Annotated in this window: 8 protein-coding genes and 1 pseudogene; 2 read left to right on the top strand and 7 right to left on the bottom strand. The window is 53.5% G+C overall.

Features of this window, described 5'->3' with window-relative positions:
• From Hhyl2_RS22225 to Hhyl2_RS22240, 4 genes and pseudogenes are all read right to left on the bottom strand, one after another.
• On the bottom strand, positions 1–1392 hold a 1392-nt coding region (locus tag Hhyl2_RS22225), incomplete at its 3' end, for a lamin tail domain-containing protein (protein WP_483552976.1).
• A 125-nt stretch (positions 1393–1517) separates the two neighbouring features.
• Positions 1518–1643 (bottom strand): annotated as a pseudogene (locus tag Hhyl2_RS22230) (hypothetical protein); the annotation flags it as partial.
• Positions 1644–1875: 232 nt separating this feature from the next.
• Entirely contained in the window at positions 1876–3012 is a 1137-nt protein-coding gene (locus tag Hhyl2_RS22235) for a hypothetical protein (RefSeq protein WP_483552977.1), read from the bottom strand.
• A 97-nt stretch (positions 3013–3109) separates the two neighbouring features.
• Positions 3110–3973, bottom strand: a complete 864-nt coding sequence (locus Hhyl2_RS22240) for a hypothetical protein (protein ID WP_483552978.1) — start codon at positions 3971–3973, stop codon at positions 3110–3112.
• A 128-nt stretch (positions 3974–4101) separates the two neighbouring features.
• Between Hhyl2_RS22240 and Hhyl2_RS22245 the strand changes: the two genes are divergently transcribed.
• Both Hhyl2_RS22245 and Hhyl2_RS22250 read left to right on the top strand, forming a co-directional pair.
• The gene (locus Hhyl2_RS22245; protein WP_483552979.1) at positions 4102–4884 is read left to right on the top strand and encodes a hypothetical protein; all 783 of its coding nucleotides are present in this window, start codon (positions 4102–4104) and stop codon (positions 4882–4884) included.
• A gap of 24 nt (positions 4885–4908) precedes the next feature.
• Positions 4909–6012, top strand: coding sequence for a hypothetical protein (locus Hhyl2_RS22250; RefSeq protein ID WP_483552980.1), 1104 nt, complete (start codon positions 4909–4911; stop codon positions 6010–6012).
• Between the two features lie 67 nt (positions 6013–6079).
• Here Hhyl2_RS22250 and Hhyl2_RS22255 read toward each other — a convergent pair whose 3' ends face one another.
• The 3 genes from Hhyl2_RS22255 to Hhyl2_RS22265 form a co-directional block, all read right to left on the bottom strand.
• Positions 6080–6253 (bottom strand): DUF8106 domain-containing protein, encoded by a 174-nt coding sequence (locus tag Hhyl2_RS22255; RefSeq protein ID WP_284011749.1) that lies wholly within the window; start codon positions 6251–6253, stop codon positions 6080–6082.
• 8 nt (positions 6254–6261) lie between these two features.
• Positions 6262–6543, bottom strand: a complete 282-nt coding sequence (locus Hhyl2_RS22260) for a DUF8028 family protein (protein ID WP_483552981.1) — start codon at positions 6541–6543, stop codon at positions 6262–6264.
• Positions 6544–7230: 687 nt separating this feature from the next.
• Positions 7231–8481, bottom strand: coding sequence for an orc1/cdc6 family replication initiation protein (locus Hhyl2_RS22265; RefSeq protein ID WP_483552982.1), 1251 nt, complete (start codon positions 8479–8481; stop codon positions 7231–7233).
• Positions 8482–8849: the final 368 nt, after the last annotated feature.

An 8849-nucleotide genomic window follows, 5' to 3' on the forward strand; every position in this document is an offset into this window, starting at 1 on the left:
TAGCCGGAGGAGGATGTCAACACTGTTGCGTACGATCACCGTATCGCCGCCGTTGTTCCAGATCGGCGACCCCGACCCCCAGTACAGATCCGTCGCTGTATCTGTCCCTGACCCAGTGTGCAGCGTCACCGTCGCCCCGGCAGCCAGCGTGTATCCGTCCGGGAACGTGTAGGTCCGGCCAGCGGCATCTGCGACGGTCCAGCCAGACAAAGCAAGCGACTCGTCGCCACCGTTGCGGAAGGTGACCGACTCGCCAGTGAGATTCTCCCGATCATCACCAGCCGGGTCAGCTGTAATCGACACGATTTCGAGGGCAGTGGATTCCTCATCGTCATCAGTGGCTGGTTGTGGTAACTCACCAGCCAGTCCACCGTAGCGATCTCGTTCCGCCACGTCTCTAGTCGTCCCAGGGGCGATCGACGTCCCCTCCCGCAGCGCCGTCGGATCTGTCGGAGCTGCCTGCTGTGTCCGGACAGCAACACTGGAGCCGTCGCTCACGAGAACGATGTTCCCGTGCGTCGCCGTCCAGTAGGCCGGAATCGACCGATCAGCCAGCCGTTCCAACACTGCCTCGGCCGGGTGCCCATACTGTGACTCGTAGGCACTGGAGATGATGACTGCCTGAGGTTGAACCGTATCAAGGAGCGACCCGCTCGTCGAACTGGCCGAGCCGTGATGGCCGGCTTTCAGAACCGTCGCCTGCAACTGCTCGCCGTAGGTGTCGACAAGGTAGGCTTCCTGATCATCCTCGGCATCTCCAGTCAGGAGGAAGCTCGTCTCCCCGTAGGTGAACTTGAGAACGATACTGTTCTCGTTGCGAGCGGCGTTTTCGAGATAGGGCTGGGGCGGACCTAGCACAGCGACATCAACGCCCTCCATCTGAATCTGGTCTCCTTCCCGAGTTTCGTACAACGTCACACCGTGTTCCTCGACGGCATCCAAGTACTCCGAATAGGTCTGTGTGCTGGCAGCGATACCGGGGTCGTAGATCGCACCGATGCCGTCGGCTTCGGTCTCGTAGTAGTCGATGATTCCTGCGTTTCCTCCGATGTGATCAGCATCATTGTGCGAGACAACCAGATGATCCAGCCGCTCGATGCCGTGGGCTTGGAGATACTGCAGGACGTACTCGCCATCGTCGGTGAAATGCCCTGTATCGACGAGCATCGTCTCGCCAGAAGGTCCGATTACGAGCGTACTCACCGACTGCCCAACGTTGATGAAATGGACCTCGACAGTCCCCTCTGCTGCGGTCTGGGTGGCCCCAGCCGCCGTGGCTTCCTCCACCGGCGACTGTGTGGGCGACTCAATCGGCCCACCTGAGACACAGCCAGCGAGGACAAGCAGGATAGCAAGAAAGATCGTAAGGATCGACCGAGGCGAGGCAGACATACACTCCAGTTTGGACTGTGCATGCATAGAGACACGTGTTGGTAGACACCTCTGCATCGGAGACCGTTGTGCGGAGCAGAGTGCATCTGCCGGTGAGTGATGGTGATCACCTACCCCCAGAACTGTCAGTCGTTGTGTCCCTCCTCAATGGAAACGCTCCCGGCACCGATCTGGACAGCGATCGTTCGTTCCGGCGTGCCTCCGACGCGAACCGTTGCAGTTGATTCAGGGCCATTATCGAGTGCCGCAGTAACGGTATAGTTACAGAAGGTTGTTACAGAGAGAAATTACAGACGAAGACAGGAAACTGTGCCTGGTTTCCCATTCACCAGCTGTATCATCGTCTCACAAGCGAACATTCGAGTACGTTGGCTGGTCGTCCATGGATTCGAACGTTGTACCAGTCAGCCTGCTCAGTGTAGCCATTGGTGACTATCCGATATCCTGAAAACTCCCCAACATCTCAACACAGCACAGTTGATCTCACCGCACGATCGTTATGTTCCCGGAGAACACATCGTACGTAATCGGTCGTTCCTGACTTGGGGCTTCTGTTTGTTTTCTGAGTTTATGAACGCCATCTTCAGTGACTAATCCGCAGTTCGGATATTCGACACCGTTGTTAGAACTATCATACGGGCCGAGAGTGGATTCTAGGTAGTCCTCATTGAGGAACGCGGGGTGGAAGGTCCATCGCGTCTGCGAAATCACTTTTTGAGCGTGGCGAGTCGCGTACTCCGAGTCAACCCAACTCGTGACTGTGGCACTTAGATTCTCATCTGGGACGTTGACGATGACATCGTATGCTTCGTGTGAATCGATAGGGTAGTCACCAAGCCGTGTTTCACGGTACTGGAAATCATCGTCTTCGTATTTGGAATCATCGTACCATTCCAGAACGAGTTCCTTTGCTTGCTCTTTGGAGAAGCCTTCCATCGGCGTGCTTGCGGCGTTGTTCGACGAAAGATCGAGTGCCTCATGCCCGTACTGCTCGTCAAATAGCGGCACAATGTCCCACGGGTTTTGCGCCATCCCACCACCTTCGGGCTGCTCCCCGGTCCGAAGCTGGTCGAGAAGGGTTTGCTTGGGATCCATGTAATTGTCTTTGTCGATACTCCCACCGGCGATGAGTCCCCCTGCCCGCGTGAGTGCGAATAAATCAAGGTCACTCTCAAGGATGCATACCGTGTTCGGATACCCTTCGACCTCGATTTTGTCTGTTAGTTCCAGAGTGTCCACGTGATATGTCTCCAACGTGTCCCCGACATCAACTCGCAACCGCTCCTTGGCTGCATAGGCTGTCTGGTACTCTTCATAATACCCGGCACCCGATACCATACTAACCACGCCCAGATCAAGCGCTCTCTGCGGGGCGTCTTCAGCTGTCGCGACGAGTAGAGTTTCCTCCGATAGGGATGGGAGGGCATTTTTAAAGTAGTTCACCCAGTTTAGCGTTATTCGCGGATAGCCATCAGGCGTCAACTGTTCCTCGTTGAGTGTCGGTGTTTGATTGGTCTCAACCGGCTCCACCGATTCCACCTCAGTTTGCTCCTCAACATCCGGCGGGTCAGGGTCAGTTACTGATTCATCTTCGCCGCTACAGCCCGCGATTGCGAGCATGCTAGCGAGTCCACCTGTTCGAACGAACTGCCGTCGGGTGTACGAGTTGTCAGACATTATGGATTCTTTGGTGACGATAGTAGTTGCTCAGTACAGTTCACTCCGTATCGACTTCGACTCGCCCAATCGGAACATAGTGGTTTGCTCCCGGTGAAAACTGCTCAGCAGTCGATACAGTGAACAGATATGTTCCGTCTTCAGTGGTCTCGAAGACGTATGTACGCCGGAGTTCGCCCCCGGGTTCAATCCGGGGACTCACTTCACCGACAGAGACTCCTGTGTACTCTCCATCAGATGGGATATCACTGCTTACCTCTGTTGCGGACTGGTACACCTCATCATCCTCGGTCACGACCGCCAGATCGTCTTTCCAGACTGTGACTGGGTCGTCACCCAAATTTTCCATGCGGACGACGACGAGTATGTTTGTTTCACCGTCCTGGCCGTCGGTTTCACCTGGCTGGAGTGTCGGGACTGTTCGAACTTTCTCAACCGTGAACGCAACGGAGCTGGTCGTTCCCTCAACGGTGAATTGTTCACCTGCATCGTGCTGTTTGATCGTTGGCGGCTCTGACTGGCTTTCCTGGACATAGATGGCACCGAACGACGCCCCAGCGACGAGCAGTACGATAGTGGCCATGATAGCCCGTTCAAATCTGAGTTCCACACGGCTAGTCAACAGATCTCTGGCCGGTGGCAGTGCTAACAGTCCGCTGAGGATACCGAGTACACCTCCGATCACTGTCGAACTCAGGAACAGTAGTCCCAGCAGTATGAGTACGATACCGCCGAGCCAGAACAGTGCCTCAACGATCTGGAAATTAAATTCGATTGCAGGAAGCAAGTACAGCCCCGCCACTATCAGAACAATCCCGATAGGTGGGGCGCCAAACAGAAACACAACGCCGAGAAGTAGCAACAAGAGACTGCCAATCCACAAGAGAACCGATTTGACGTTCACACGTCGGAGCTAATATGTCGGTAGGTAATATAATTACCGTATCCATTCAGCTTTTGTATTGGAATTTCCCAATAATTTATCAGATGGATTGTCAACGAGGTGTCGCGGTGGCTGGAGTGAATAGATAAATGTCTAACAGCATGTTCAGACGGGAGTTTGCCATATCAAGTGCTGGTATTGTTAGTGCATCAGTTGCAGGCTGTTCCAGCTTTGGAGACCCAAATATTTCAGAGGAAGAGTACCCCGCTGGGACCTCGCAAGACGGGATCACTGATCCCGCTACCATTGTTAGTTCCACACGTACTGCGTTGGCTAACAATGGATACGATGTCAAACTAGAGCACTACGGGAAAACGTTAGAATATCAAAGTAGTCTCCAAGACAGACGTCATTATCGGGAAACTGAAACTTCTGATTTTGCGAATGAAGTTTTTCTTGATGAAAACACATTATATCTAAAGCACTATGAGAATAGTGGCTATGAATACTACACCGGGAAGACAGAGAAAAGCTTTGACGACTTTCACACAGCAAACGGTTATTATAGAGAAGAACTGCCCGGTGGCGACGCGATCTTGTGGGCTGATCTTATCAAGCATATCCGAGGATACTATCTCAAGAATGTTCTCAAAGTTTCAGAATTTACACCAGTACAGGCCACTGATCGCAGTGGTCGGGCCGTTATTGAATTCAACATCAAAAGCGTGAGGCAAAATGCATTTGACGATACTGTTGCGGATTCAACTGGATCACTTCTAATCGACCCGGAAAGTATAGCTCGCTCTGTAGATATCAAGGTGAAAACTTCATCATCGGGCGAGACCGACATGGCTGAAAACAGAAGCTACCAAATCCAGGAACTGGGGAATACCGCTGTTTCTCGGCCTTCCTGGGTTGAGGAAGAATTTTAATGACCGCCTTGTGCTTATCAAGAAATGACCAAGAACTTGTTCGATAGTTCACGTACAGATCGGAGAGCGGTGCTACGTACGTTAGGTGGCGTAGCCGCGAGTGCCAGTTTGACGGGATGTCTGGGGGCGTTCGATGAAGAAGAGCGCGATGTAACTCTCCGTGGTTCGAACTGGGTCAAACCGTCCGAAAACGGTCCCGGAATTTCATCCGGATATGCGGAACCCTACAATCTCTATAGCCACGTGAAAACGATGAACGGTGTCACGTGGCCTGAGTTCGTGTCATGGCTGTCTGCGCCCGCAGCATACGTGAATGAACAGGGACGACTGCCACTCATTCCAAAAGATGTGGTAGCTGGTGGCGAGCCATTTGTCGTTGGGCAGGAGGGGAGTGATTGGCACCATAGCCGAGATATTCCTGCCATGGCTGCGCTCACGATCGACAAGACCGGTGAAGCAGAAGAGCAACGTCATGTGGCTGTGTTCCAACTACCAGAGTCATCTTCGAAACCAGAATTGAAACAACGTTTGAAGGACCTGACATCAGCTAACGGACGTGAAGTGAATGGTATGACTGTGCTGGAGGGAGGTGGGGGAGGACTCAGTGATAATGGACAACTAATCAACAAAGTGACTGTAATCGAAGATGGACTATTGCTCGTAGAAGTTGGGTCAAATGGTAACTTGACAGGTGACGAGAATGACTATCACCTACAGGAAACACTAGAGCGAGCCGGAACAGAGCGTAATCTGGATGATCACCCTGTCAGGCATGTGGCGAACATGGATATCGTGACGACGTACGGGCCGGCGTACATAGAAGACGGCGAGACAGCCCCACGTTCACAGTCCGTTGGTATCGACCTTGAGGAGCAAACAAAAACAGTGGTGGCTGCGTATCCAGATTCAGACAAGGCAGCCCAGACCGGAGAACGATTCAGTGTCGATGACGGCAGTATTCGGTTCACAGCTGGCGAAGGGGCTGCTCGATTCACGCCTATGGCCGTCGAGTATCGGGCAGTTCGACAGGAGGGTCGAGCTCTGCTCTTCCAGGCAGAGATTCCCGACCTTGTTGGGACCATCAAAGAAGGCCCTCCCACGTGGTCGTACGGGATTGTCGATCGATAAATTCTCAGCTCTTGGCTATCCTTTGTCCGGCCAACAAACTCAGCAAACTCGCCGTCAGCGAGATTTTCTATGTCGACGGCTGGTCGACGACGACGTCACCACAGCGGGGACAGAGCAGGCGCTCGCGATGGACGGCATCGTCCATGATCCAGTCGCCCTCGATCGGGCTGGCGTGCTCGCAGGTCGGGCAGAACAGCGTCGTCTTGCTGAACTGCTGCTCTGTATCGTGGGTGGTGGACATTGCGAGGCTCATGCGTTCGGCGAGTAGTTGTGACCGAGGGCGGCACAGACGATATTCAGGACAACCAGGCCACCGACCAGGAGCGGGCGGGTCGCGACGACGTTGGTCGCGAGCGTGCCTGCGATAACCAGCGGCAGCGGGATCGTCGCCCAGAAGGCGATGCCCTGGAACAGGGAGACGATCGTCTCGACGACCGTCGCCAGGAGTGCCTGGAGGTTCGATGCGACCGCGGGCGGGCGTGGGATGGAGGGATCGGCAGTGGACATGACTGGATCGCGTACTTCATCCATGCACTGGCACCCCCATATAAAGCGCAGACTATCAGTATGGATTCGGCTCGCTTCACCCCTCGCTGGATCGTTTTACCACCTTTCACGAATCGGGGAACCTGGTCTGAAACCGGTTCAAAATGCACGAGAGGTTTTAGTATATAGTTTGAGAGTGTTTGAAAAATTCCGAGATGCGAACGAAATTCGGTGACATCCACAAGATCAGTTGTTCGGTACACCGAGCCTCACGAGGGATAGTGGCGATATTCTAATTCTTGCGCGCGATTAACCAACAGCAAAGCCGATTAACAACAATTGTTGGTTAACAGCCGAGTGCAACTCTTCCTAAAGGAGATCTAACAGCGGAACTAGTGGGGTCGGTCTAACAGCGGAAATGGTGGGGCGAAATTGGTATATTTCCTAGTTTCAGACCAGATTGCTCAGATATACAGCGGAACCGGTGGGGTGGATCAAACAGCGGAAGTGGTGGGGTGGAACTCAAAACCAAGCCAACGGTCAACCTGTGAGTGCTAACAGGGTAAGTAGTGGGGTGATGGGGTTGCTACAAGAATCTCAGAATGTCCAGACTTGACTGACATGATGGATTGCTCGAGTTCATGTTCCTTGTATTTCCCACCACCTTTCCCGCGGTTGTACTCCGTCGAAGAGATGATCCCTAACTGATCGAGGTCGTCCAGATACTGGGAGTTACTCGTCAATATCGACGTGGGCTGGATCGGGATCCATCTTGAACACGACGCTGGGTTCCCAGAGAAGTCGGTGCTCCTTGTACGTCCCTTTCCCCATACCACCGTGTTCCTGGTTCGACTCAGTGACTTCGAGGAATGCAAGCTCACTGAGAAGGCCCCGGATGGTGTCCGTGGTCAGTGTATCCGTGCCCTCCACCTCGCATACTTTCGTGTAGATATCGTAGATAACCGTCGTGCGGAACCAGACGTCTCCAGCCTCGGTTTCCTTGGTGAGGTTCGCAAGAGCGTAGAGGACGTACTTACTATGGGGCGGGAGGCCAGCGATTAGTTCTTTCAGGCGTTCGACTTCGGCCTGTTCTTGGGCGAGTTCGAGGTGATCCTCGGTGACCTCTCCGATATTGTTGTTTTTGGCATAGTCCCCGGCGTGGCGAAGGAGTCGAATCGCCTTCCTCGCGTCACCATGACGTTGAGCGGCGAGCGCCGCAGTTTTCGGGATGACACCAGGATTGAGGACATCCTCATGGAAAGCATCCTTACGGTTCTCCAAGATTTCACGGAGCTGCTCTCCGTCGTACGGATCGAAGATCGATTCGTTGTGCCCGAGGCTGCTCTTGACGCGCTCTGTCATCTGCTCACGGAAGTTGACCTTGTTCGAGATGGAGATGATGCCAATGGGGACATCAACCTTCCCGGCCTCTCGAGCACGTGAAAGGAGCATCAATACGTTATCATCACCAAGACGGTCGACTTCGTCAAGCGTGACTAATGCACCGTCGTACTCTGCATCGAGGATATCCCAGAGGCGATTATAGTACTCGTTCGTCGAAATGCCGCGGGTCGGGACTGAGACACCAGACGAAGGCGTGTTGATTGATTCAGCTATCGTCTGAATAGTATCGGCTTCACCTTTTGATTGGGCGCAGTCGACCGTGACCGTTGCTAGAAGATTCCCACGTCGATCGGCTTCCTTCCGAGCTCGTTCCATGACGTGGTTGGCAACGAGGGATTTCCCAGAGCCAGTCTTCCCATACAAGATGACCGAGTTCGGTGGCGCTCCTGTTACAACAGGGCCGACTTCATTCGCGAGCTCCGTGATATGCTTATCACGCCCAACGATCCGGTTCTCATCAGGGACGTGGTCGATATTGAGGAGCTCGCGGTTCGCGAAGATATCGTCCCCACCAGTGTCGTCGACGGTCTGGAAGAGTTCATCAGGCTCCTCCAGATCACCGCTCTCACTGCCGTCCATAAAACGTGTATCACCCAAACACGGCAAAAAGCTTTGGACTAAAGTCCGAGTTAGAGAGAGTCTCTATCAGCCCCCAGTAGCCCTTTGAGCATACTTCTAAGTAACTTTGAATCCAGTGAGGACCCACCTATTTCCGAGTTAGAGAGCGTGACAGTGCACCATAACGTACTTGCGAATAATTAACTCCAAGACTCATGGGTCGACGTATGAGATTCCGCATAATGAGAGACACCCGATTCCGAGTTAATTTGTGAGGATGCCTCATTCGGAAGACCGGAGTGGTGATTGGCCATGTCGATCAAACCTGGCCAGCGAAAAATTGTGAAGAGGACCGTCCTGTGGGAGATTTCATCAGGACAGTCCAGGGA

The organism is Haloarcula sp. H-hyl2 (assembly GCF_056934385.1).